At 55.6% G+C, this 23,480-nt stretch carries 18 protein-coding genes; 5 read left to right on the forward strand and 13 right to left on the reverse strand.

The annotated features are described in order from the left end of the window. Positions 1 to 175: 175 nt before the first annotated feature. A complete protein-coding gene (locus tag IE092_RS13610) occupies positions 176 to 1,570 on the forward strand; it encodes a 3'-5' exonuclease family protein (RefSeq protein ID WP_229793175.1) in 1,395 nt (464 codons plus the stop codon). On the opposite strand, the gene IE092_RS13615 is transcribed toward IE092_RS13610, so the two are convergent. Genes IE092_RS13615 through IE092_RS13625 form a run of 3 tightly spaced genes read right to left on the reverse strand, consistent with a single transcriptional unit; the run spans position 1,538 to position 3,946 of the window. Further along, complete coding sequence (locus IE092_RS13615) at positions 1,538 to 2,836, reverse strand: alkaline phosphatase family protein (RefSeq protein WP_189357749.1); 1,299 nt, start codon at positions 2,834 to 2,836, stop codon at positions 1,538 to 1,540. The two genes, IE092_RS13610 and IE092_RS13615, sit on opposite strands and share 33 nt — an antisense overlap. Before the next feature lie 54 nt (positions 2,837 to 2,890). Further along, positions 2,891 to 3,031, reverse strand: coding sequence for a hypothetical protein (locus IE092_RS13620; protein WP_189357750.1), 141 nt, complete (start codon positions 3,029 to 3,031; stop codon positions 2,891 to 2,893). A 54-nt stretch (positions 3,032 to 3,085) separates the two neighbouring features. Continuing rightward, positions 3,086 to 3,946 (reverse strand): cytochrome c, encoded by an 861-nt coding sequence (locus IE092_RS13625; protein WP_189357751.1) that lies wholly within the window; start codon positions 3,944 to 3,946, stop codon positions 3,086 to 3,088. An 84-nt stretch (positions 3,947 to 4,030) separates the two neighbouring features. Here IE092_RS13625 and IE092_RS13630 point away from each other — a divergent pair, with 84 nt between their 5' ends. Further along, positions 4,031 to 4,969, forward strand: a complete 939-nt coding sequence (locus tag IE092_RS13630) for a cation diffusion facilitator family transporter (RefSeq protein ID WP_189357752.1) — start codon at positions 4,031 to 4,033, stop codon at positions 4,967 to 4,969. Between the two features lie 216 nt (positions 4,970 to 5,185). On the opposite strand, the gene IE092_RS13635 is transcribed toward IE092_RS13630, so the two are convergent. Beyond that, positions 5,186 to 6,229, reverse strand: a complete 1,044-nt coding sequence (locus IE092_RS13635; protein ID WP_189357753.1) for an AraC family transcriptional regulator — start codon at positions 6,227 to 6,229, stop codon at positions 5,186 to 5,188. Continuing rightward, positions 6,229 to 7,116, reverse strand: a complete 888-nt coding sequence (locus IE092_RS13640) for a GGDEF domain-containing protein (protein ID WP_189357754.1) — start codon at positions 7,114 to 7,116, stop codon at positions 6,229 to 6,231. The genes IE092_RS13635 and IE092_RS13640 overlap by 1 nt, the downstream gene beginning before the upstream one ends. Before the next feature lie 598 nt (positions 7,117 to 7,714). On the opposite strand from IE092_RS13640, the gene IE092_RS13645 reads away from it, so the two are divergent. Further along, the gene (locus IE092_RS13645; RefSeq protein WP_229793176.1) at positions 7,715 to 10,249 is read left to right on the forward strand and encodes a TonB-dependent receptor; all 2,535 of its coding nucleotides are present in this window, start codon (positions 7,715 to 7,717) and stop codon (positions 10,247 to 10,249) included. 80 nt (positions 10,250 to 10,329) lie between these two features. Beyond that, entirely contained in the window at positions 10,330 to 12,237 is a 1,908-nt protein-coding gene (locus tag IE092_RS13650) for a phytase (RefSeq protein WP_189357755.1), read from the forward strand. 78 nt (positions 12,238 to 12,315) lie between these two features. Here the strand turns inward: IE092_RS13650 and IE092_RS13655 are convergent, their stop codons facing one another. From IE092_RS13655 to IE092_RS13685, 7 genes are all read right to left on the reverse strand, one after another. After that, complete coding sequence (locus IE092_RS13655) at positions 12,316 to 13,056, reverse strand: FliH/SctL family protein (protein ID WP_189357756.1); 741 nt, start codon at positions 13,054 to 13,056, stop codon at positions 12,316 to 12,318. A 115-nt stretch (positions 13,057 to 13,171) separates the two neighbouring features. Then, entirely contained in the window at positions 13,172 to 13,657 is a 486-nt protein-coding gene (locus tag IE092_RS13660) for a WbuC family cupin fold metalloprotein (RefSeq protein WP_189357757.1), read from the reverse strand. Positions 13,658 to 13,738: 81 nt separating this feature from the next. After that, a complete protein-coding gene (locus IE092_RS13665) occupies positions 13,739 to 14,443 on the reverse strand; it encodes a hypothetical protein (RefSeq protein ID WP_189357758.1) in 705 nt (234 codons plus the stop codon). A 324-nt stretch (positions 14,444 to 14,767) separates the two neighbouring features. After that, entirely contained in the window at positions 14,768 to 16,828 is a 2,061-nt protein-coding gene (locus IE092_RS13670) for a TonB-dependent receptor (protein ID WP_189357759.1), read from the reverse strand. Between the two features lie 30 nt (positions 16,829 to 16,858). Then, the gene (locus IE092_RS13675; RefSeq protein ID WP_189357760.1) at positions 16,859 to 18,778 is read right to left on the reverse strand and encodes an IucA/IucC family protein; all 1,920 of its coding nucleotides are present in this window, start codon (positions 18,776 to 18,778) and stop codon (positions 16,859 to 16,861) included. Continuing rightward, on the reverse strand, positions 18,775 to 19,914 hold the full coding sequence (locus IE092_RS13680; RefSeq protein ID WP_189357761.1) for an MFS transporter: 1,140 nt from the start codon (positions 19,912 to 19,914) through the stop codon (positions 18,775 to 18,777). Before IE092_RS13680 ends, IE092_RS13675 begins: the two co-directional genes overlap by 4 nt. Then, the gene (locus tag IE092_RS13685; RefSeq protein WP_189357762.1) at positions 19,914 to 21,719 is read right to left on the reverse strand and encodes an IucA/IucC family protein; all 1,806 of its coding nucleotides are present in this window, start codon (positions 21,717 to 21,719) and stop codon (positions 19,914 to 19,916) included. The genes IE092_RS13680 and IE092_RS13685 overlap by 1 nt, the downstream gene beginning before the upstream one ends. A gap of 630 nt (positions 21,720 to 22,349) precedes the next feature. Here IE092_RS13685 and IE092_RS13690 point away from each other — a divergent pair. After that, the gene (locus tag IE092_RS13690) at positions 22,350 to 22,862 is read left to right on the forward strand and encodes an SRPBCC family protein (protein WP_189357763.1); all 513 of its coding nucleotides are present in this window, start codon (positions 22,350 to 22,352) and stop codon (positions 22,860 to 22,862) included. A gap of 68 nt (positions 22,863 to 22,930) precedes the next feature. Here the strand turns inward: IE092_RS13690 and IE092_RS13695 are convergent, their stop codons facing one another. Beyond that, positions 22,931 to 23,455 carry a hypothetical protein gene (locus IE092_RS13695; RefSeq protein WP_189357764.1) on the reverse strand — a complete coding sequence of 175 codons (525 nt, stop codon included), beginning with the start codon at positions 23,453 to 23,455 and terminating at the stop codon, positions 22,931 to 22,933. Positions 23,456 to 23,480 lie beyond the last annotated feature (25 nt).

Raw genomic sequence — 23,480 nt, forward strand, 5'->3', positions numbered from 1 at the left:
AACTCCCGAATAAACAAGGCTGTCTGTACCGGAAAAGCAAGTTTTACGTGTAAAACAGCAACAGCGTTCAATGTACCTGAGACTGCACAACAATGGCGCAAGATCGCGGCGACTTCCTGCATTTTGTCTGCGACAAGCTACAATACGGTTTGCATCAATCCGCCGGAACACAGTCTTGAATCTCGCCGCCACACCCCTCGCTTTTATCGATCTGGAAACAACGGGAACCGTTGCCACCCAGGACAGAATTACTGAAATTGCCATCATCACCTGGGACGGCGAACAATCGACCAGCTGGTCTGCGCTGATTGATCCGCAAGCCAGCATTCCTGCGTTTGTCGAACAGTTAACCGGCATCACCAATGATATGGTGCGCGGACAACCAGTGTTTGCCGATCTGGCGCATGAAATCGCTGCGCGCCTGAACGGTCATATGCTGGTTGCCCACAATGCACGCTTCGATTACGGTTTCTTAAAAAACGAATTCAAACGCTGTGAAATTCCTTTCCGCGCACCGGTGCTGTGTACGCTGAAGTTGTCGCGCAAACTGTTTCCGCAGCACTTCAAACACAATCTGGATGCGATCATCGAGCGCCACCAGCTGGATGCCGGTGACCGTCACCGCGCAATGAGCGATACCAGCGTGCTGTTTCAGTTATGGCGTCAGCTGGAACAGCAATTCAGCACCGAACATTTGCATGCCGTGGTCAAAGAACTGACCACGCGCTCCAGCCTGCCGCCGCATCTGGACCCGGCGATTGTCGATCAGTTACCGCAAACCTATGGCGTGTATCTGTTCTACGGCGAAAACCGGCTGCCGATTTATATCGGCAAAAGCAATCAGCTGCGCCAGCGCGTGTTATCGCACTTCTCTGCTGATCATGCGATCAATAAAGAAATGCAGTTATCGCAGCAAGTGCGCGATATCGAATGGATAGGCTGTGCCGGTGAAGTCGATGCACTGATTACCGAAGCGCGGCTGGTCAAAGAAAAGCAGCCGACGCTGAATCGCCAGTTACGCCGCAATACCGAATTCTGTTCATGGCAGCTAGCTGCGGATGAAGATGGCTATCTGCGTCCGCAACTGGTGTATGCACGCGATTTGCAACCGGGCAAGCAGGATGAATTATTCGGCCTGTTTAAAAGCGGTGCCAGTGCCAAAGAATTTTTGCTGAAGGCAGCAAAAGAATATCAATTGTGTAATGCGATACTCGGACTGGAAAAACTGCCGGCCGGTAAGCCCTGCTTTTCGTTTCAATTGAAGCAATGCCGCGGCGCCTGCTGCGCCCGCGAAAAACCGGCGCCGCATAATCAGCGTCTGCAAACGGCGTTGTCGGAAGAAAAACTGAAAGCCTGGCCATTCAACGGCCCGGCAGTCTTACCGGAAGGCGATATCTGGCATGTGATTGATGCCTGGTGTTATCTTGGTAAAGCCAGCAGTCCGCAGCAGGCCGGAGAAGTATTGCAATCCGGCCAGCCGCGTTTTGATAAGGACACTTACCGCATTCTGGTGAAATACGGTAACCGCATGCAAGCCTTAGCGTCCCTGACCGGCGCTGTCACTGAGTAAGCTGCGGGTTGCCTGCAGCTTGCCACGGGATGGCAGTGCAGGCACACCTGCGACCTGCATCAGTAAAGGATAGACATCCACATTCTGCAACTCTGCGATCTGCGCACCGGCACGGAAAGCCGGGCCGTTGGCAATGAACAGCGCAGCCATGTCCGGTGCCAGATTGTCATAACCGTGGGCTCCGCCGGAAGAGCGCAGTTTGGCTTTTTCATTCGCGACGATTTGCCAGCCCGGTTCTGCCAGACAGAAGACCGCCGGAACACGACGGTTGCTACCGAATTCCAGACGCGCCGGAATCTCGCTCTTACGCCAGCATTCCATGTGCTCATGCTTACCGAGCAAAGCTTTTTCCGCCTGTACTGCGGTTTCTGCGGTCAGTTCTATGCCTGCAAACGGGCCGGTGGTGATGGTGCGGAACTGATTATCCGCCAGCAACTGATTCAGGCGGATCACACGCTGATCGGATACGGCCGACATACCGTGATCAGACACAATCACCAGATTCGCCTGCAAACTGCGCTGCTGCAAACCGGCACGCAAGCGTCCGAGTGCGGCATCCACTTCCGCCACCGCCTGTGCGATCTGCGGACTGTCCGGCCCGAAATCATGGCCTGCATGATCAACCTGATCGAAATACAAAGTCAGCAAACGCGGACGCTGTACTGCCGGTAAATCCAGCCAGCCAAGCAGCGTATCAACCCGCGTATCCGGCGACATCTTTTCATCAAACACTGCCCATTGCGAAGGCCGCGCGCCCTGAATATCGGCTTCTGAACCAGGCCAGAACATCGTGCCGGTTTTCACACCGGCTTTTTCCGCCGTCACCCAGAATGGCTCGGCCATATCCCACCAGCGGCGGTCTGTCACGGCTTCGCGTTTGCTCAGCGCAAAACGCACACCGGGAATCTGAGTATCTTCCATCGTATTCGCAACGATGCCATGCTGATCCGGACGCAGGCCGGTGACCAGCGTGTAGTGATTCGGAAAAGTCACCGACGGAAACGAAGGCCGCATCATCGCTGCACTAGACCCCTGTTGCGCCAGCTGATTCAGCACCGGACTGACACCGCGCTGCAGATAATCCGGACGAAAGCCGTCGATTGAAATCAGAATCAGCGGCTGATTTGCCGGCGTGACTTTCAGCGTGGTGGCCGTCGCAGAATCTGCTGACGGCGCGGCCGCAGGCAGCAAAGAAGAACAGGCACTCAGCAGCGCCAGACCAGCCAGCAACGCTGGCAAACGGGACAAAACAAACAGGGACTTCATGATTTTCTTTCAGCAAACCGTCTGCAGCGCACGCCGCATACCGTATGCGGCCAGTCAGAACTCTGCATGCACCCGCAACGCTACGGCTCTTACCGGGCCACGGTCACGGTGATACGCCGGATTGCGGATATGCTGCAGGTCTGCGCTGAGACTCAGTGCAGAAGACCATTGCCTGTGCGGAAAAGTTTCCGGCATTTTGTATCAGCAAGTTGCCTGATACAGCGATCTTATCCGTGACATCCGGCAATATCAGCGCTGCGCTGCCATCTGCTTCAGATACACCAGCAAATCGTCCAGCTCCGCTTCCGGCAAGACTTCCTTGCTGAAACCCGGCATGCTTTGCTGCGGCCATGTGCGCACTGAGGCCGGATCGCGGATTAACTGACGCAGCATCTTTTCCTGAAAATACTCGGTCGGATTGTGTGGCAGATTCAGATCGGGGCCGATGCTGGCATCACCGGCTTTGTTCAGCGTATGGCAAACGCTGCAATGGCGGCTGTAAGCCTGCAGACCGCGTAAAGTTTGTTCTTTCAGCGGTGCAGAAGCCGCTGGCAGCAATGTCGGAAAACGTTCCGTCAGCGACTGCACCGGCGCGACAGACGCAATCTGATACGGCCATTGTTCCTGACTGATATTGCCGCGCGCGGCATCGGTCCAGATCAGATAAAACGGGCCTGCCGATGGCTTACCGGCACCCAGCGCAGGCCACGGCTTTGCTGCAGTTTCAAATGCAATCCACGGTGTGGCAGCGGATAACAGCGTGTCATCGGCAATCGTCGCCACAAAACCGTCGCTGGCTTTGAACCGGGTATGACCACCGGCTTTCAGCGAAGGCAGCAGCGCACGCAAAGGCACTGCCTGCCACTGACGCGGCTGATGGTAAGCCGGATCATCCGGCGTTTGTACTATCTGGCGCGCAGGATGCGCACTCAGCGCCGACAAAGACCACGTTTGCTGTTCTTGACCGGTACTGATCTGCAGCACCGGTTCTGAAGCAAGCTGCGTCGTCTGCGCTGCACCGGATTGCGCTGAGCCACCGGTATTCTGGCAAGCCGCCAGCACCGCAAGCGATAACAGACTCAGGGAAACAGCGTAGAGATTTTTTTTCATACGGACTCCGTCACAGAGGTGTCAAAGACAGCCGCGCCGCCTTGACTTACAATTCTGGCTGATTCTGCAACCACGCTTAACACTATGCAAGAAGAACTTAGCGATCACGAAGACCTGAGCATCGCACCGGAAGAACGGCAGGCCGCCACCCAGCGCAGCACCTGGACCAGTGTGGTGGTGAATATTGTGCTGACCGCTGTGCAGCTGGTGGTTGGCGTATTCAGCCATTCGCAGGCGCTGATTGCGGACGGCATCCATTCCTTATCCGATCTGCTGTCGGATTTTGTGGTATTGCTGGCCAGCCATCACAGCAAAAAAGAAGCCGATCACGATCACCCATACGGCCATCAGCGTTATGAAACCGCGGCCTCGCTGGTACTCGGCGGCCTGTTGCTGGCAGTCGGTATCGGCATGCTGATCAGCGCCTTTCATAAACTGGAAAATCCCGAAGCGATTCCGGCTGTTCACAGCATCGCACTGTGGGTGGCGATCACCGCACTGATCGCCAAAGAAGCGCTGTTCCGCTACATGCTGAAGCTGGCGCAAAAAGTGAAATCCAGCATGCTGATTGCGAATGCGTGGCATGCACGTTCCGATGCAGCATCCTCGCTGGTGGTGGCAATCGGTATTATCGGCAATCTGGCCGGTTATCCGCTGCTCGATCCGGTTGCCGCGTTAATCGTCGGTTTCATGGTCAGTAAAATGGGTTGGGAATTCGGTTGGGAAGCGCTGCACGATCTGATGGACCGCGCCGCCGACGATGAAGAAGTCGAAGCCATCCGCGCCACCCTGCGCGACACCCCGGGCGTGCTCGGCGTGCATGATGTGCATACCCGCAAAATGGGCGACATGATCATGGTCGATGCGCATCTGGAAGTGGATGCACAAATCACCGTGGAAGCCGGACATGAAATCGCCGTACTGGCACGCCAGCGCGTAATGCAACGCCACCGCGTATTAAACCTGATGACCCACCTCGACCCCTGGCACCGCCACGACGGCGACCACGACACCCCGCGCTGATCCCGCTTTTCCCCAGAAAAACACGCCCGCTTATCCCAAAAGGACAGCGGGCTTTTTCATGTCCGCCTGATGGCGGCTCCGCAATACCCAAAAACCGCCCAAAATGCCTCAAATGCGGCTTTCAGCACAGCAATCCGCCTGTCGTCGGCAGAAAGTCCGGGCTTGCGCGAAACCTAAATGACGATGTCTGCACAGTGTGCGGTGCGGCGGCGGTGCTTATGACAGCCAGCCGGGCTGGTTCAGGCGGGCGAGGATGTCGGCGCGCAGGCTGCTGGGGCTGACGCCGGTCCAGCGTTTGCAGGAGCGGCGGAAATTATTTGCGTCGTGGAAACCCAGCCAGTTCGCAACCTGTTCTGTATCCATGCCCTGCACGGTCAGCAGATACAGCGCCATGTGAGTGCGGCACAAATCCAGCTCTGCCTGAAAATGGCTGCCGTGTTTGCTCAGATAGCGTTTCAGTGTGGCCGGACTCAGGCCAAAATCCTGCGCAGTTTGCTCCAGCACCGGCTGCTGACGCAAACGGCTTTGCAGATAATCGTAAAGCTGGTTCAGCAGGCTGGGATTGCAGGCTGGCGGCGGACTTTGTTGCTGCGCCAGTTGCCATGCAATCTGACTGGCGCGTGGCCACGGACGTTCTGCCTGTTCACGTGAAATCACCATCGCATCCAGCTGACAGGAAAACTGCAGGTCGTGACCGAGAAAGGTTTGATGCTGTTCTGCCGTGCGTGGTGGCGGACGGTTAAAGCAGAAGCGCCACTGAAAGCGGGATTCCGCCAGCCAGCGTGCCAGTGCGACCACCGCGCTCATATGCATTTCCACCAGTTGATTGCGCAGCGCCGGTACGCCGTAACTGTCGCACCAGTACAGAATCAGAAGCCGTTCGCTTTCTATCAGACGCGGCCGCAGCAAAGGACACAGGGTCTGATAATGTGCGCAGATATGGCGTAAGGCATCGCGCAGATTCGGTGCATGAATCAGCGCCTGACTCAAATGTCCGTAATGCCCTGGCAGTAACTGTTGTCCGAGTAAAAAGCTGCTGTCGCGTTCAGGACGCTGACTGAAAAAACTGCGCAAGGCTTGCAGATAGGTTTCCGGCGCAATGGCGGTTTGCTGCGCAGCGGCCAGACTCAGTACACGCTGTTCGCTAAGTACAATTTCCTGCGTGCGCGCCAGATCCAGCAACAATGCAGCCTGACCATGACCGGGCAATACCGTATCGCTGATCTGATGAAATGCCAGTGGCAGCGAATGCGTTTGCATTATGCCGCTGCCTGCTGCAACTCGCGGCTCAGGCGGGTCAGCGTATCGCTGTGCAGGGTTTCGCTAACCGCAAAGCGCATTTGCAGATGCACCCGTTCCCGCGAAGGGCTGGCGGGTGCGACTGCATTTTGCGATAAAGGGAAAGCGGTTTGCTGAATCAGGTCACACAGCGTCTGCGCATATTCTGACGCTGCCTGTGCGTTCAGGCCGGGCAACAGCAGCACATAATGGTCGGCGGCGTAGCGACACAACACATCCTGCGCGTCGATATGGAACACAATCCACTGCGCCAGACTCTGCAGAATATGATCGCCCTGCGCCTGTCCGTAATGACGGTTAATTTTATGAAAGCCGCAGATATTCAGCATCACCAGACTGGCCGCGCCATGCTGGCTTTGCCAGCTGATTTGCTGGCGTAAATAATCTGCATTGGCAATTTGCGCGACACGGTCAATACCGCGGTGATCACGAAACACGCGTTCGCGCTTTTCCATATGGCGATTGAGGCTGCGCTGCTCTTCCTGCCAGAAATACATACCTGCGGTCAGACTCAGCATGCCACCGAGGTTCAGGCCGGATTCAAGAATATTGTCCCAGAGGTGAGATTTCGGAATAGCGAAAAATTCATCCAGACAGTCTGCCGTGTTACCGAGCATCAGTGCTGCAAACCCGAATGCAAAACAGCGCGTCACCAGACCGCGCGGACGGTTATAACAAATAATGCCGAGCCAGACGGCGGCCAGTAAAGCCGTGCCGCCTTCGCCGCAAATATCGATCCACTTCCAGTGCGCAAAGGGTTTCAGTTGTCCGACATACGCATACAGCGACACCAGCAGCGGCACGAGGGCAGCAACAGTCAGTAAAAAATAGCGGTGCAGTTTCAGCATGGTGATGACGGGCTTAAAGCGACGCAGCCTAGCGATGGCATATGACAGGCTGATGAAATGCTGCGCACTGTTGTATGCAGTCCACCGGTGCTAGAACTCATTTCATCAATACCCGCGAGATGCGTTTGTCTCATAGCGCGGGCTGGCAAGGCGGACAAGGCAGTGAATAGCGGTGCTATTCACAACGCGTCCAACGCTGTCCAGCGTGCGCTATGAGACAAACCCTCCGGGAACGGAGGTGCCGGGCGCATTGCTTTGTTGCGTCGCTTGCACAGACACCAGTCTGTGCTGCGCAACGACGCCGCGCACTGCATCCCGGCACCCCGCGTTCGCACTCGTGGCTATTGATGAAATGAGTTCTAAAAAAACGTCAGCAGTGCAAACGGCTCAGGCATACGCATTCACCGCTGGCATACACACCTGTTCCGCCCTGCGCACCACATGGGCAACCAGTCAATTCAGCTCAGTTCAGCAGCAAAACTGTATGGCAGTGGATGTTTTACCGCGCATCAGCGTGCCACTGTTTAAGCGCTGTCACAAATCTGACATCAGCGCTGCCTAGACTGCGCCCCATTCCTTGTTCAACTCCATTCGTATCATGTCCGATTCTAAATATTCAAAACCGTCCAGCCCGCTGGCCTACCGCGTGATGAGCATCGCCATTCTGCAGGCGCTGGCTGCCGTCAGCAGCGCACAGGCTGCCGAACCCGCACAGGAAGTGACTGTCAGCGGCCAGCGTGCCAGTCTGCGCAAAGCCATCGCCATTCAGGAAAAAGCCGACCATATCGTCAGTGCAGTCAGCGCCGATGATATCGGTGGCCTGCCGGATAAAAATGCCGCCGAAGCACTGGCGCGTCTGCCCGGTCTGGCCGTGCAGCGTGATCAGGGCGAAGGCCGTTATGTAGTAGTGCGTGGTCTGGCACCGGATCTGAACAGCGTCAGCATCAATGGCAATCAGATTCCGTCACCGGAAGCCAGCCGCCGTGCGGTGGCGCTGGATATTCTGCCGGCGGGCATGATCCGTTCGCTGGAAGTCAGCAAAACCCTGCGTCCGGAACATGATGCCGGTGCACTCGGAGGCAATGTGGAAGTGAAAACCCTGTCGGCATTTGATTTACCGGGTGCGATGCTGAATGCTTACACTGGTCTCAGCTACGACGGTGCCAGCGGCAAAACCAGCCCGAATGCCGGTGCCTTATGGGCGCAGCGTTTCATGAGCGGCAAGCTCGGCGTTGCGATGGGCCTCAGCGCAGAGAAGCGCAGCTTTGCATCGGACAATATCGAAACCGGCGGCAGCTGGCAGGATGGCAAACTGGGCAGCGTGGAATTGCGTGATTACCTGCCGGTGCGTGAACGCCATGCACTGGCACTGAATATGGATTACCGCCCGGATGCAAACCAGCAAACCTCGCTGCGTTATTTCCTCAGCGATTTCAGTGATGATGAAGTGCGTGACCGTCTGACTTTCAGTAATTTTGCCAGCGGCACACTGGCAGAAAATGCCAGCACCAGCGCGCGTGCGGAACGCCGCCTGCGTCAGCGTAAATACACGCAAACCCTGCAATCGCTGAATATCGCCAGTGAATGGAAGTTCGGTGACAGCTGGTTAAAGATTGCCGCTGCCACCAGCCGTGCCAGCGAAGACACGCCGGAATCGATTAACGATGCGCGCTTCCGTGGCACAGCAAATTTCAGCGGCATCAGCTTCACCAATACCGAACAACCACGCATCAGCGCGCCGGAATCTGTGTACACACCGGCCAGTTACAACCTGAACAGCATCACACTGCAGCAGCGTTATTCATCTGACCGGATGCAGCAATTCCAGACCGACTTCCGAAAAACCCTGCAGGCCGGCGACAGCGATATCAGTCTGCAGGCAGGTATCAAATTCAGCCGTCGTGATAAAGACAATGACACCAACCAGTGGGCCTACAACAGCAGCAAATCCGGCAGCCCGAACTACTGGGGTGCAGGTTCTGTCAGTCTGGCGGATTTTACCGGTGGCATGCTGGATTATCCGGTTGGTCGTATCGGTGCCGGTATCAGTCCGGATCTGATACGCGCACGGGTTGCAGGCCTGAACCGCGATGCGGCTAAGCTGGCGAATGAATCTGCGATCAATGATTACCGCATGCAGGAAAATCTGGATGCAGCGTATCTGCAAGTCAGCTGGGATCGCCATGCATGGCATCTGACCGCTGGCAGCCGTCTGGAACGCACACATTTCAGCGCCAGCGGAAAACAAATCAGTGCCGGACAAATCACTGATCTGCAAAAACAGCGCGATTATCAGAACTGGCTGCCATCGGTGCACGCGCGCTATGACTTCGATCAGCAAACCAGTCTGCGTGCCGCTTGGACTTCGGCACTGGTGCGCGCCAATTTCAGCCAGCTGGCACCGGGCACGAATCTGATCAGCAATACCGAAGCGCAAATCGGCAATCCGGATTTACAGGCGATGACCGCACGCGGACTGGATCTGGGTGTGGAAAAATTGCTGGCGCATGATGGCGTGGTGTCTGCGTATCTGTTTCATAAAGATGTCCGCAATTTCACTTACACCACCAATCTGGCAGGCAGTGCTGCATGGAAAAACTACAGCAGCGTAGTCAGCTATGCCAATGGCGGTGACGGCACATTAAACGGGCTGGAACTGGCCTACAGCCAGCCTTTGAAAATGCTGCCGGCACCGTGGAACAATCTGATTCTGGGTGCGAACTATACCTTCGTGCGCAGCGATGCCGAGATTGGCCGTTACGACAGCACCAGCGGAAAATTCCTGAACCGCAGCATACGCTTGCCAGGCCAGGCCGACCGTTTGCTGAATCTCAGCATCGCTTATGAGCAAGGTCCGTGGAGCGCACGTCTGGCATTAAATTCTAAATCGGAATATTTACTTGAACTCGGCAGCGATATTCTGAATCCGGCACAGGACCGCATCGTCGCACCACAAAAGCAAATCGACTTGTCTTTATCGTGGCAGTTTGCAAAACGCTGGAGCCTGTTGTTCGAAGCAGCAAATCTGAACAATGAAAAATACTATGTGTATCAGGGCAGCCCGGCGTACAACGCGCAGTATGAACAATACGGCCGCAGCTACAAACTCAGCCTGAAAGCCAGCCTGATGTAAGGCTGATACACAAAAGCCATCTGAAGATCGCCGCAGCTGTGCGCATGCTGCGGCGAATACCAACTTGTACAAGCAAAAAAATGTTATTCAAAAAACTGATTTATACCGGCCTCAGCAGCCTGATGTTACTGGCTGCCAGTCAGATGACTGCCAGCGCCGCTGCTGCGTCCGCTACAGCCAGCCTTACACCTCCCGCCGCATTACAAAAATCTCAGCAGGCATTTCAGCTGGATCATGGCCGCTGGCTGAGTCTGGATAAAAATGCGCTGCGCTTACTCGCCAGTGACGGCACAACGCTGGCGCAATACAAAATCCGCGCGAAGCATCTGGACTTGCGCCGCCTGCAATCACACTGGATGGCGCTGAGTTTTGATGCCGACAATCAGCAAACCGTTGTGCTGCAGATAGATGCGGCAGCCGGCAGTATGCGCGAAGCAACCAGTCTGCCTGCGCCACCGTTTTCACTGGAAACCAGTTGCTTATACCTTGATCAGCAATCTCTGCTGCAGGTTTTTCTGATCGGTAAAGAAGGCATCAGTCAGCAATGGTTGCTGGAACCGCAACCGCGTCTGATTCGCCAGCTGGCACTGCCACCGCATGCTGAGCAATGCCTGAGCGATGACAGCAGCGGCCGTCTGCTGCTGACCGAACAGTCCGGCCGCGTATGGAGCTATCGCGCTGATCCGGAAGGCCCGTTGCAGGCGGATTTACTGCTCAGCACGCCCGCCGCAGAAAAGCATGGTCAGCGTTTGCTGGCATTGCGCGACGGGCAAATCCTGATCGCGCAGGCACAGAAACAATGGCTGTGGCATGCCGCGCTGCCTGCCCAGCTCAGCGCGCTGCCGCCGCTGCCGCAGCCGCAACGCTTATCCGCACTGATGGCGGCCACAGACAGCACAGTGCATGCAGCATGGTGGATGCAAAGCGCACAGGCAACCGCAAAAAATGCAGCACCGCAGCCGGTCTGGCAACGGCGTACCAGCCCTGTCATTCATACAGCGGCAAAGTCAGCACCGCTGCCGGTAGCGATCGTCAGGCCAGTGGTACAGACTGCCAGCATGCAGCAATACGGTGACAGCGCCGATGATCCGGCGATATGGCGCAATGCGGGCAATCCTGCCGAATCCCGCGTGCTCGGCACCAATAAGAAATTCGGTCTGATGGTGTATGACATGCAAGGTCAGCAAACACAGGCACTGGCGACCGGCAGGCTGAACAATGTCGATGTGCGTCAGCAGGTACGCTTTGGCGCAGATGCGCCGCTGGATCTGGCGATGGCAACGCAGCGCGATGAAAACAGTCTGGTACTGTTTCAGATCAGCGCCGAAGGTAAAGTCAGCGAGGCTGCCCGCTTTAATACGCCGCTCGATAAAATCTATGGCTTTTGCCTGTACCAGCCGGTATCCGGTGGTCTGCAAGCCATCGTCAACGATAAAGACGGACGTTTTCTGCAATACCGTATCGACCATCAGAACAACCGCTTCAGTGCAGAACTGGTCCGGCAATTCCGTACCGCCAGCCAGCCGGAAGCCTGCGTCGCCGATGACAAACGCGGCCAGTTATTTATCGGCGAAGAAAAACGCGGTATCTGGGTACTGCCTGCAGCCGCCGACGCCAGCCCGGACATGCAACTGATCCACACCACCGGCAAAGCGCTGGTCGCGGATACCGAAGGTCTGGCCTTGTATCACGGTGAACAAGCAAGCTATCTGCTGGTATCCAGTCAGGGCGATCACAGCTATCTGGTACTGGATGCTGCTGCACCGTATCGTCTGCGCGGCAAATTCCGTATCGGCATCCATCCGCAACTGGGTATCGACGGCACCTCCGAAACTGATGGCATTGAAGTCACTTCCGCCAACATGGGTGGCGCATTCGCACAGGGAATGCTGGTGGTGCAGGATGGCTATAAGCGCTTGCCGGATGGTCAGCAAAACTTTAAATACGTACCGTGGTCAGCAATACGGGAAGCGTTGAATCTTCCTTGATCCATTGCGTTAAGCAACATGAAAAAAAGCCCGCCTGCGAACTGCACAGCGGGCTTTTTTGATGCCGGTGATACTTGTTCAGGCGGCTGCGCCGCCCAGCATTCTGACTAAGAACGCATGGGTTTTCGGTAAGGCGTCGGCGAAGACCTGATCCTGTTCCAGCGGGGTGCGGACGGACTGGTTGCCGAGTGCGGCGCGGATTTGTTCGCTGTAGTGGGCGACGAACATCTGGCTGATCGCTTGCTCAGAAACCTGTCCCTGCGCAGACAACGATTCCAGCGTTTTACGCGCAGCATTCAGTACCACCATGATGCGGTTCTGATGCCATAAATGTTCAGCGTGTTCTTTGTTACGCTGCGTCAGTTTGTCCTGCGCGTTTTGCAATTCTTGCTGCAGCTCGGTCATGCGTTCTGCCTGCGCTGCCTGTTGCGCCTGCCATTGCTGGCTGGCGTGGACTTCGGTTTCGGCGGCTTCCAGTTCGCGCACGCGTTCCAGCAAACGGTTGATCTGTTGCTGCTGGGCTTCCAGCTGCGCCTGCAGCACTTGCTTATCGGCGACCTGTTCGCGGGTGAATGCCAGTTGCTGCGCAACTTCCTGCTGCGCACGCGCGATGGCTTCATTCCAGCCGCGTTCGTAACCGGCGGTCAGACCGCGCCGTTCGCCTTCTGCCAGACCGTCGGCCACACCTTTCTGATAGCCCGCCTGCAAACCTTCTTCCTGCCCTGCGCGGCGGCCCAGTCGTTCGCCTTCGTGACGGCCTTGCTGCCAGCCATTCTGGAATGCGATTTCAGAACGGTCAAAATAATCTCCGATAACCATGATGTGTGCTCTGTCTGAGGTTGGGCAATGGTGGAAGCTGTTTTCCACCGCATTCACCGGAGATGGGGACGCTGGCGCGCAGTGCAAGATCCGTTTTAAAAATTCCTGTTGGTACTTAATTTTTGGCAAACAAGGCTTCGATAGATGCCAGATATGCTGCCATGCCCGGCTCACCTTCTGCCGGTGCCCATGCCGCTTTTTCTGCTTGCTGAACCGCAACATACGGGCCGGCTTTCGCTTCAAAAAACACGGAATCTTTTTCCAGCGCGATCATGCAGTGAAACACACCGCTGGGAATATTCACACCGCGCTGCGCGCCGGTGGCGGACATCACAAAATGCTGCGTGACTTTGCCCTGTTCATCAAAAATCACCATGCCAAAACTGCCCGCCACCACGACGATGGTTTCTTCTTTGTCCGGGTCCAGATGGCAATGCGGTTGCACATAGGTGCCCGGTTGCAGCGCGTTCAGCAAGCGATGGCAGGCGGCGTTATTGTCGCTGTGGAAATTGTGATTCTTACGCAGACGCGGACTTTCCTGCGCAGCCTTCGCGGTTTGGGCGAACAGGTCTGTGTCGATGATGGTGATGGTATTGCTCATAGAATTTTCTTAAAAATGATTCATACAAAAAACCGTGATTGCGGTGCACAGATCGCACTGGCGATGTGTGTTAGACGCTGATCACGGTGCAAGTATTTGTAACGAAGGAAACCAACGCGCCGAAATGCGGCGGGCGAGTTTGATGCTGGCGACATCTGCGGCGACATAGCCTAAGAAAGCACCGAAAGGGGGATTGGTGGCGTGCAGCCAGCCACCTGCGCTTTCGGCGGCCCAGCGCCAGCACCCGAGCTGGGTACCAGCGATTTCCAGCGCCAGTACGATCCATGCCATCAGGCCGTACACCAGACTGTAGCGGCGTTTGCGAAATACAAACAGGCCGAGCGCACCAAAAGCCAGCGACAGCGTATCGCCGAGAAACAGCGCTACCGCAGCGATGATCAGCCAGTTCACCCGCGCCAGCCAAGGAGCGATCTTTGCGCCGTATTTCTGAAAGAAAGAGAGATCGGCCAGCACCCATGCAATCACCAGCAGTATCGGATGACCGAGCGGCACATAGACGGGAATATTGCTGAGCCGGTATTCGTAGACGCGAAACACCAGACTGAACAGGCATTCGCCGACGATGGCAATCACGATAAAGCACAGCACAATCAGCTGGCGTTCACGCGGCAGGCGTTGCAGGGTCAGCCATAAAAAACCGGCCGTCATTGCCACCGATACACTCTGCCCCCAGCTGATGAATTGCTGCATCCACAGCGAATCCATGCCGAGCACGATCAGGAATAAAAAGGGCGACAGGCTATATAAACGGTTCAGCGACATCATGTTTTCATCAGATTGCGGCCAGCCGCGATGTTTGCGACCGGCTTCCGCCGCCGATGGTAACAGAAGCCCCCTGTTCCGGTCAGCGATCTGAATAAAATGTCATCATCTTCGCCCTTGCCTGTGCGATCTGCCCAACAGGGCGCGCCGGCAGCCCCAAAATGCCTGATTTGCGCAGTTCTGCACAGCGATCCGGCGGTCGTCGGCAGAAAGTCCGGCTCTCCGGAAAAGCCAAATGCGGATTTCTGCATCATGGTACAGATGAAACAGCAACGGACAGGCATCGTGTTGCCTGTCCGTTTTCATTGCTTATAAGGTTTGCAACATTCAGAAGCGCGTCGTCAGCACCAGTGCTGCATTGAAGGGTGCACCCGGCTGCAGCTGAACATTATTGTTGGCGGATTCGATGTAGCGGGCGTTGCCGATATTGTTCAGTTTCAGCGTGATGTCGTAAGCCGGTTGCAGATAAGTCAGCGCAAGATCAGTGCGCGCATAGCCTGGCAGGCTGACTTTATTGTCGCTGAGAGCAAACTGCGCACTGTGCGCAATCACGCCGACACCGATGCTCCAGTGTTTCAGGAAACGCTGCTTCAGCCACAGGCTGGCATTGTGCTTCGGTGTCATTTCTGCGCGGTTACCCACGGGGATATCATTCGAGGCAATGATGCCGGCATCGTTATAGCTGTAAGCGGCACTGAGCCAGGTATCGCTGAACAAGCGTCCCTGCAATTCCAGTTCCAGACCCTGATTGCGCTGACGCCCCACTTGCAACTGACGCAGACCTGCCGGGTCGGTCGGGTCTGGCGTCAGCTGATTGCTTTGTTCTGCACGGAACAGCGCAATGCTGGTGAACAGGCGCTGATTCAGCCATTCCTGTTTCAGACCGACTTCCTGAAAATCGGTACGCAGCGGTTTGACATCACTGAGCGGGTTACTGCCGGTGTACAGCAGATCGCCGCCTGCCGGCTGATACGAACGGGCAGCAGTGAAATACAGTACTTGCTGCGGTGTGATCTGATAGCTCAGTCCCAGTCGCGGCGAAAACAGATTGTCGGTACGTTCACTGACTGCATTGTTTTTCAGATGATTGGTCTGCTCCTGACGGAACTGATCGTAGCGGGCAGCGAGCAGCAGGCTGAAGGCCGGACTCAGTGTGATTTTGTCCTGCAGATAGACAGCGCGTGTGTCTGCGCGAAATCCGGCATCAATGGCAGCCGGTAAGTTCCGGAAATCCGGTGCACTGAGCACGTTCTGAGGCTGATACAGGTCAACCGGATAAGCCGTACCGGTTTGTCTGACGACGGAATCACGCTTCTGTTGCGATATTTCCAGTCCGGCCAGCAATGCATGCTGCCCCAGCGTATAGCGCAGTTCTGTCTGATTCGTCAGGTTCTTTTGCTGTATCGGGAAATACGTGATCTGGCGCGATACCGTATTGTCTGCATTGACACGACGGTTACGGGTATTCACGCCGTCCAGATCTGTCTGACTGAATTGCAGGTTATTCACCAGACTGAGTTGCGCACTGAACTGATGTTCCAATCTGGCTTTCAGCATATCGCTGTCGGTACGGGTGAAGTCAAATTTCTCGCCGTAAAATTTTGCCGGATCAACGTTCACCGCGCGGCCGTTCAGCGCAGGTATGCCACGGTCAGGTGTGTGATCTTCGCGCTGTATTTCCGACTGAACTAACAGACTGGTGTCCGGACTCAGTTGCCATGCGAACGACGGGGCAAGCAGGGTGCGTTTGTGCTCTACCACATCACGGTAACTGTTACCCGCATCGTAGGCTGCGATCAGACGTGCATTCAGTTGCGGATTCAGCGCGCCGCCGGTGTCCAGTGTCACACGACGCTGGCGCTCCGTTCCCAGCATCAGCGAGATTTCATTATCCTGTTTGGCCTGAGGTTTTTTGGTGACGCGGTTAATCAGCCCACCGGCTGCACCACGGCCATACAGCGCGGCTGTCGCCCCCTTAATCACTTCCAGCTGCTCCGTGGTTGCCAGATCGCGGAAATATAAACTGTCATCGCGCATGCCATCCAGCAGGGTATCGCGTGGTGAATAAAAGCCACGGATATAAAACTCATCGCGCCGGCCTTCGCCTTGTCCGGCAATCACACCCGGCGTGTAGGCCAGTGCCTCTTTGCTGCTGTTGACTGCACGGTCACGCAATTCTTCATTACTGACCACCGATACAGATTGCGGTGTCTCCAGCACAGTGTCGCCGTTCTTCGCTGCGCTGACCTGCGTGCCACCTTTTACAGAGCGTGCTTTTACTTCAATTAAAGGCAGTTCATTTTTGACATTTTCTGCAGCCAGCGCAGACTGTCCATACAGTGAACTGAGTATAACGGAAACGATAAGGGAAAGACGTTTTTTCTTCATGATCAATTTCTAATGTAAAGTATTAATAAATCAGGCAACAGCAGAGATTTCGTTCACCACGCCCAGCGGGTGATATAAAGGGAAATAGGCGGCCTTGCGATCGGCCTGTTTCAGGAAGCGGATCAGCAAATTCCCTTTCACCGGCAAAGGTTCACCGGAGAGCAAACCCTGAATGCGGCGAGCAGCTTCGGGATGAGGAAAAATAGCCAGGTAGGCTTGCAGTGTGCTGCGCAGGCATGCCCACAATTCGAGATACAGGCTGTGATTACCGTTGGCCAGCGTCGCAATCACTTCACAAATGTTATTCACCAGCAGGCAGTATGCGATGCGTGTCCAGCCTGCATCATCACTGCAGTGGATATCGCTGATCGCCTGCGGATCGGCGAACTGCTCCTTCAGCAGCGCACGGCCTTTCGGTGTCAGCCGCGTCAGTTCCAGATCACGGACAAAGAAACTGCATGGCGCACCGTCCTCCGCCAGCCCGACGATACTGTTCTGCATATGCGGTTCAAACGCGATGCCTTTTTCAAACAGCAGATAAAACACCGGAAAAATTGCCAGCTCAGCATACTGCTGAAACCATTGCTGCAATCCCTGACGGAATGAGAGTCCGTGGCGGTGCGAGAATTTTTCTATCAGTGCCGCAGTTTGCAAACGGCCTGCCATGCCGTTGCCGAACAATGCTGCGCAGACGTGCGGCGTAATGCCCTGTGCCATCGGTGCCGCCAGACCTTCCCGCAATACCAGCCCGAAACCGTCTTCAATTTCCTTATGCGCACGGGCGGCGTTCTGCCGGTTCTCAGGAAAACTGAGACTCAGATAAGCCTGCTCCTCCAGTACATGAAAGCGCGGAAACAGCATCTGCATAAGTGGTTTGATTTGACGGTACACACGGCTGGCGGTCAGTGCTGCCGCCAGTTCATGGCGTGCATTGTTGCGTATGCAGTTCGTAATACGCATATTCAGAGACAACTTCAGAAACGCGGTAGCATCCTCTGCCACCATCGTACGTATTGAGGCAGTAGGGGCAAAATGCTGCCCGTGACAACCAAGATCGCGGATCTCTCCGGCAGCAATGGCTTCAGCGATGCGTGTCTGCTTCAGCATCCAGTCTGCCTGCCACGGATGTAAAGGCAGCACGACCCGCCCTTCTTCAGCCTGCAAGCCATGTGCAGTCAGCTGCTGCAAATGCACTGCCGTATCTTTGCCGTCCAGACTGTCACTGATGATCCAGTCTGCCGGTACACTGAAATAACGTAATTGCAGGCTGGCACCATGCTCAGGCGAATATTGTTGCTGCTCTGCGCGGCTCCAGCCCGAACGGCTTTTCGGGGTCGGATGAAACGGATGGCCGGTCAGCAGATTCTGTTCACTGGCGATATAACCGGACAATGCACTTTGCTGGCCGGGTTTCTGCCGGTCTGCCTGGGCGTTCAGCAAATGCTGCATGGTGGCGACGCTTTCCGTGATTTGCTGCTGCAAATCCTGATTGAACGGCGTTCCCTCACGCTGCGATAAATCACGGATGATGATGCCTGCGATAACGTCCCAGCCGGCAACGCGCCAGACCTGCTGCTGATCCTGCAGGAAGATCTCCGTGGTGTAATCGTAATTTCCGGTCACTGATACATGGCGCACGCCAACGCAGATGCGACTTTGCAGACGCGGTATTTGTATATCCAGCACCTGCCCTGTGTAATGCCGCAAAGCTGGCGGCAGGCTGCGCGTGCTGGCAACGCTGCGCACCGCGAGCTGGTGTTCCTGCATCGCGACTTCACGCGCATAACAGTTCAGCAAAACCCGTGCATGTAAAACGCCGGCGTCGCTACTGACGGAGACCGTCGCCGTGTTGCCGGTCAGCGGCCGTCGTTGTGTCATCACAGGAAATTGCAGCGCTGAAAAATTTTCCGGCAGAGATTGCCAGGCTGATTGCGGTAAGCTTGCATTCATAGACGTTTGCTTTCTATAAAAATTGTCAGACCGGCCAGCAGTAAGCAAGCGAGCCAGACGGGAGCGGTATAGTTGAAAGTGCTGGCCAGTGTGCTGGCAAGAATGCCTGCGAAGACAGCGCCCCACTTATTCGCGCCTTCCAGATTTCCGAAATGCCGTCCGGCACTGCTGTGACGGGTGGTGCCGGCGGCCAGTGCATTGATCGCCAGATACGCACCGGTCATGCCGATGCCCATCAGTATCCTGCCCGCTGCCAGCAAGCCTGCGCCCTGCGCCAGACCCTGCATCAGCAAACCGGCGCAAGTCAGGGCGGAACAGCGCGCCAGTGCAGTCTGTGCATTCTGCAATTGAATATGGCGATTCATCGGCCATGCCAGTAGCAGAAACAGGACGTGCGGCAAGCCGAATAAAGCGCCCGCCCAGCCTGCAGAAAGATGCAGGCGTTCCGCCAGATCAATCACAAAATACGGATATGTCAGAACGGTGCCGATGGTGAATACCGCCTGAAAACGATATAGCGTTGCGGCACTTATCCCTGCAACCGCGTTACCGGATGCAGCAGACTCAGGCTTGTTTGCAGGTACGGTGCTTGCAGGCTCCGGCAAAAAATACAGCAGTACACCGGCCAGACCGGGTAACAGTGCCAGATACAAAAAGATTCTCAGCAGATTTTCCTGCGCACCGAATAAGCCGATGATGGCCGGACCGGCGAACAGCGCGGTTCTGGCCGACCCCTGCATCACACTTAACAGGCTGGCCAGTTTTTTGCCCTGCAAAAATGACGCGAGAAATGCATTCGATGCCGCGAACGTGCCGCCAAGCAAACCCTGCAGACACAGGCCGGCTGCAAACTCCCACGGTGTACGTGCCAGACCGGTCAGAATGAAGCTCAGGCACAGCCCCCAGTGCGCGCGGATCAGGGAAGCACGTATGCCGATGCGGTCTGCCAGCTTGCCCCATAAGGGATTTGCAATCGCCGCTGCCAGTGTCGGCAGTGTGAAATACCAGCCCGCCATCAGCAGAGATTGTCCGGAGAAGTTCTGCTGCAGGATATGCGCATAAAACGGTGGCATGCAGAGCGCGGCAAATGCTGCCGCGAAGTGCCCCAGCACCGTCACAGAAACAGCTTGCCGCATCAAACCTCCGCAGCAGGCAGATACGGGTGTAAGGGATTCGGCACTGCATGAAAGCTCTGAGTCTGCGCAGCAGTCAGACGCCGGCTGGCCAGTTTTTCCAGTTGCAGTTGCGGTACAAACAAGCCGAACTGATCAAACCTCGCCTGCAGTTCCGGTACTTGCGTCCGGTAACGCAGCAAGGTCTGCGCGGCGCTTTGCCAGAAGCAGACTTCGCTGTAGCCGTGATACTGCGCAAGTCGCTGCGCCAGCTCAGACAAATGAATAAACAATAATACTTCAAGCAGATAGTCGCGCGCTTCCTGTACGGTTTCCATCGCAAAACCGTTGCTGGCGTTGGCAGCATTACGGAAAGCCGGTGCCTGACGCAGTGCCTGCAACGCAGCTTCATCGCTGGTCTGGCCGGCAATATAGTGCAGGCCGCCATGCAGATCCCGCATACCGATACCGACCGGCAAACCATCGCGAACAATCAGCAAGGTGTTTTGCGCGTGTGCTTCCAGCAAGACGCCGTGTGCCAGCATCAGATGCACCAGCGGCGGTAACAACGCCTGCAGGAAGGCATCAACCCATACAGCGGTTCCGTGTTGCTCCAGCCACGGAGCAATGTTGAGTTGCTGACGCTGAAGATCGGGCGTGGTCAGCAAGGTACAGGGCAATATCTGTTCGTCACTGCGCAGTAAGGATGCCGGTGACTGACGCCAGATGGCGCTGAGCAATCCGTAGCGGTCTTCCCGTGACGCTGCCGGCTTCAGCGAAATTCCTACCGGTTCGCTGAGTAAGGCCAGCCGGCAGTGTGTTTGCAGAAAAGAATCGGCTGCACACAAGCGGTTCAGCCATGCAGAAATCAGCGGTGCGTTATGGGTATGGTGATCCGACAATATGCGGTCTGCCGAACTGTTGGCGATGCCCAGCGGCAGCTTCAGATGACAGTTTTGCGCCGTATCCAGCGGACTCAGTGAACGTATCGATTGTTGTGCCAGCCAGTCTGCTTGTCCTTCGCCCAGATACAGCAGACGACCATCCGCCAGCCAGTCCGCATACTGTATCTGCAGTAAACGCCGCCAGTGCCACGGATGCGCAGGTAACAGCACATATGCATCACTGTCTTTCCCCACTTGTCGTATCTGATTCTGTAAGCGCTGCCATTCCGCACTGCCGGTTTGTTCCTGCAGGAATGCCTCATAACTGATGCCCGGCAGCGTATGGATTTCGCTCAGATTTTTTTCCAGCGCCAGCCAGACCAGATGAAAACTGCGGGCAAATTCCGGGCCATAGCGGCGGTGATCTTCCAGATCAAATCCGATGCGTGAGCGATAACATGGATGGTACAAATGGCCTTCGCCAAAACTGGCTTCCTGCCATGCAAACGGCAGCGCCAGTGCTGCTGCTCCGGCGGGTGCAGCCTGTTGTGCCTGCAGGCTGCAGGCTTGTTTGGCGGCGGTATGCAATAACTCCTGTACAAAGCGGGCACTGTGCTCCGCTTTCAGCGGCCTCAGCAAGCGGGTCACAAGCGTATGAATATCCGTCACCGGCTCTTTGCTGTTCTGTTCGCATAACGGGCCGTACAGACGACGCCGTCCGAAACTGCTAACCGGCCCTGCCGCTATCCGGTACAGAACATCCTGCCCCTGCTCATCCAGCCCGCACAAATACAGGACAGCCTTGCCACCGGCATCCTGTTCCAGATGCGTGTTCAGCGCACCCTCAAACCAGAACGCTTCGATAAACTGGCGCAAAGTACGTTCTGCGGCTGCGGTGTACAGCAAGGCATCCTGCCCTGCGGAATTCAAAAGTGTGTGATCCATCAATCTCTGCCTGTATTAGTGTTGCGAGACAAGGCAGGCCGGAACCGGCACCGCTGGTCTGCAATTTCTGAAACCGGAAACGGATTGCAGCAGCGTTACACGGAATGCGCTCAGCAGAGGCAGCCCGTTGCGGGTACTGAAAAAATCCTGTTTCACGTGCCCCGACAAGGAGTGCTGGCAGACAGATCAAGCTGGCGCTTGAGAGCGGGTGAAGTCAATTTGATAAATACTAAATGATAATGATTCTCATTTCAAGTGTTAATCTTGTGTAATTTTTGTTTATTGATGCACATCACCGGTAACAGCCCGACCCGGCTTCGCAAGCATCTGTGGCAACGTATCCTGCGCGCCGCCCTGTTTGTCTGTACTAAGGGCCTGAAAACCCCCGTTTTGCGCAGTTCTGCACAGCGATCCGGCGGTCGTCGGCAGAAAGTCCGGCTCTCCGGAAAAGGCAAATGCGGATCGCTGCATAGTCTGTGACATATCCGCCAACGCTGGCGGTGTGCATCCTGTCAGCCACAAACCCGGAAAATCTTGCCAGTCAATTACTTCTGCTGACGTATACTCAGCCAGCAAAGCCGCAGACACCGTCTGCTGCGCCCCAACACAACCCACACCAGAGGAAATGCCATGACCGATCAGCTGTCCGCCCCTTTCACACTGGAACGCCGCTTCGCCGCCCCGCGCAGCCGCGTGTATGCCGCGCTGACCGAATCCGCGCATTTGCGCCACTGGATGTGCCCGCCGGGGATGAACATGGTCAAATGCGAAGCCGACGCCCGCGTTGGCGGCGTGTTCCACTACGGCATGCAGGCGGCGATGCCGGGCGCACCGGCCATGTGGGGCAAATGGACATTCCGCGCGCTGGAACAGGATCAGAAAATTCAGGTCGTGGTGCAGTTCAGCGATGCTGACGGCGGCGTCACCCGCCATCCGATGGCCCCCAACTGGCCGCTGTACACTCTGTCCACCACCACACTCAGCGACGATGGCGAAGGCACGCTGGTGCGACTCGAATGGCGCGCCCTGAACGCCAGCCCCAGCGAAGAAGCCATCTTCGACGCCTCTCATGCCAGCATGGCCATGGGCTGGGGCGGGGCGATGGATGTTTTGGATGGTTATTTACAGCATGGTGAAAAGTAGTGGTCTCATACACCCAAATTGAGAATTAGATACTTGCTCAAATACGCCAAAATCATGAAAAGTAACCATCAATTAATTCGGGCACACGAGCCCACAGCCACTACCAGAGAATCTTTGTAACCATTTCGAGGCGTCGGACTAATGTCTGCAAATTTGGATTGCTTTACATAGGGCCCATCAGGCAAAAACTTCATGTTTCCGCAGTCAATCTCTTGCAAAATTCCATTTTTAAAGTACTCGGCACACATTTCCCCCGAATATTGGTGGGCTACACTACCCAACTTTAAAATTAGATAACATGCTGAGATATATAAATCGTTCTGCCCTGTGTCAAAGCGTTGTTCTGACTTACAACGCTGTTGCTGCTGACTTGCGGAGAGCCTGAGTTCTGCCTGCATGTCTACTTTTCGAACGATTAATTTATCTGATGCTTTAAAGTTAGCAGGCTTCCAACTATTTGAAATCCAGTTAAAGCCTGTAGCCTGCTCTTCAACACACAATGAACTAAAGATAGGTATCGAAGCAGTGGTGGAATCTGCAAAAACATTTTCCGCAAGAATACAAAAGCAACACATCATTATCAATTTACGCATTTTTTATTATAAATAATGCAATTAA

The sequence above is a fragment of the Cognatundibacterium squillarum genome (assembly GCF_014652435.1).
Classification (GTDB): domain Bacteria; phylum Pseudomonadota; class Gammaproteobacteria; order Burkholderiales; family Burkholderiaceae_D; genus Undibacterium; species Undibacterium squillarum.

Excerpts from the sequence above, each read along its gene's own strand:
- IE092_RS13680 (WP_189357761.1), bottom strand. The coding sequence starts at position 19,914 with ATGCGGCAAGCTGTTTCTGTGACGGTGCTGGGGCACTTCGCGGCAGCA.
- IE092_RS13685 (WP_189357762.1), bottom strand. The coding sequence starts at position 21,719 with ATGGATCACACACTTTTGAATTCCGCAGGGCAGGATGCCTTGCTGTAC.
- IE092_RS13615 (WP_189357749.1), bottom strand. The coding sequence starts at position 2,836 with ATGAAGTCCCTGTTTGTTTTGTCCCGTTTGCCAGCGTTGCTGGCTGGT.
- IE092_RS13640 (WP_189357754.1), bottom strand. The coding sequence starts at position 7,116 with ATGCTGAAACTGCACCGCTATTTTTTACTGACTGTTGCTGCCCTCGTG.
- IE092_RS13645 (WP_229793176.1), top strand. The coding sequence starts at position 7,715 with ATGTCCGATTCTAAATATTCAAAACCGTCCAGCCCGCTGGCCTACCGC.
- IE092_RS13635 (WP_189357753.1), bottom strand. The coding sequence starts at position 6,229 with ATGCAAACGCATTCGCTGCCACTGGCATTTCATCAGATCAGCGATACG.
- IE092_RS13675 (WP_189357760.1), bottom strand. The coding sequence starts at position 18,778 with ATGAATGCAAGCTTACCGCAATCAGCCTGGCAATCTCTGCCGGAAAAT.
- IE092_RS13620 (WP_189357750.1), bottom strand. The coding sequence starts at position 3,031 with ATGCCGGAAACTTTTCCGCACAGGCAATGGTCTTCTGCACTGAGTCTC.
- IE092_RS13695 (WP_189357764.1), bottom strand. The coding sequence starts at position 23,455 with ATGCGTAAATTGATAATGATGTGTTGCTTTTGTATTCTTGCGGAAAAT.
- IE092_RS13630 (WP_189357752.1), top strand. The coding sequence starts at position 4,031 with ATGCAAGAAGAACTTAGCGATCACGAAGACCTGAGCATCGCACCGGAA.
- IE092_RS13650 (WP_189357755.1), top strand. The coding sequence starts at position 10,330 with ATGTTATTCAAAAAACTGATTTATACCGGCCTCAGCAGCCTGATGTTA.
- IE092_RS13655 (WP_189357756.1), bottom strand. The coding sequence starts at position 13,056 with ATGGTTATCGGAGATTATTTTGACCGTTCTGAAATCGCATTCCAGAAT.
- IE092_RS13665 (WP_189357758.1), bottom strand. The coding sequence starts at position 14,443 with ATGATGTCGCTGAACCGTTTATATAGCCTGTCGCCCTTTTTATTCCTG.
- IE092_RS13670 (WP_189357759.1), bottom strand. The coding sequence starts at position 16,828 with ATGAAGAAAAAACGTCTTTCCCTTATCGTTTCCGTTATACTCAGTTCA.
- IE092_RS13625 (WP_189357751.1), bottom strand. The coding sequence starts at position 3,946 with ATGAAAAAAAATCTCTACGCTGTTTCCCTGAGTCTGTTATCGCTTGCG.
- IE092_RS13690 (WP_189357763.1), top strand. The coding sequence starts at position 22,350 with ATGACCGATCAGCTGTCCGCCCCTTTCACACTGGAACGCCGCTTCGCC.
- IE092_RS13660 (WP_189357757.1), bottom strand. The coding sequence starts at position 13,657 with ATGAGCAATACCATCACCATCATCGACACAGACCTGTTCGCCCAAACC.